Origin of the sequence: Allobosea massiliensis (assembly GCF_042655245.1) — a bacterium.
Classification (GTDB): Bacteria; Pseudomonadota; Alphaproteobacteria; order Rhizobiales; family Beijerinckiaceae; genus Allobosea; species Allobosea massiliensis.
On record NZ_JBHSLU010000157.1, the window covers coordinates 1 to 789 of the forward strand.

General features: G+C 59.6%; 1 protein-coding gene and 1 pseudogene. One reads left to right on the forward strand and one right to left on the reverse strand.

Translation table 11 applies throughout. The annotated features are described in order from the left end of the window. Window positions 1-100, forward strand: a pseudogene (locus tag ACFPN9_RS28920) (IS5/IS1182 family transposase); the annotation flags it as partial. Here the strand turns inward: ACFPN9_RS28920 and ACFPN9_RS28925 are convergent. Beyond that, on the reverse strand, window positions 63-569 hold the full coding sequence (locus ACFPN9_RS28925) for a hypothetical protein (RefSeq protein ID WP_377817999.1): 507 nt from the start codon (window positions 567-569) through the stop codon (window positions 63-65). The pseudogene ACFPN9_RS28920 and the gene ACFPN9_RS28925 sit on opposite strands and share 38 nt — an antisense overlap. Window positions 570-789: the final 220 nt, after the last annotated feature.

Here is a 789-nt window from a genome sequence, read left to right on the forward strand (position 1 = left end):
CGTCGCCACACGCTACGACAAGCTCGCGGAAAACTTCCTCGCAAGCCTCAAGCTCGTATGCGTCAGGATCTGGCTACGCGGTAATGAGTCGACGGCCTAGGCAGCATTCTCTCGTCTTTCTCGATGCGCCTGATATTCTCTGCCATCCACGCAGCCTTTGCGCGCTCTTTCTGCAAAGCTCTCTGGCTATAGATGTACAAGCTCACGTCTCCGCTCCAGCGGCCATGGCCTTCAAGATCCAAATCGATGCCTACACGCAGACGTTCGTCAACGAGGGTTGCGTCCGGGATCCGAACGCTGACGACTCGCCTTACGCATATCAAGGGAGGGTAGTCGCGGATCTGTCCTCCGAGTTTTTCGGGGCGGGGAACGCAGGAGAGACGTATCACTTCACACTTCACGAGATGCTCAAACCAAGTCGAGCCGCGCAACGCTTCGTAGAGTTCGGAAACATTGCTTCCGCCCTCCATATCGGCAAACCAGGTGCCGAGAGGCTGCTCAAGGATCGCCTCAAAGGTCTGTCTCCAATACTTCTCACCGGAGATGATCTCGCCGGTGTGCCGGCTCATTCCCGCAAGTTCGGACGCTGGCCGGCGAGGTGCATCGGGCAGCCATCGAAACGTCATCCTCCACACTGCCCCATCCCGCACGACGTCCGGTGCTTCGGCAAGAAGACCTCCAAGGCCGAGTGGTCGTGTCCCTGATGGTGGTGTAGCTTCGCGGAGCAACCACGATGCCGGCTTTGGCCGGGCTGGTCAGGCGGCCCCGGCTGGCAGGCTGACGATGGGA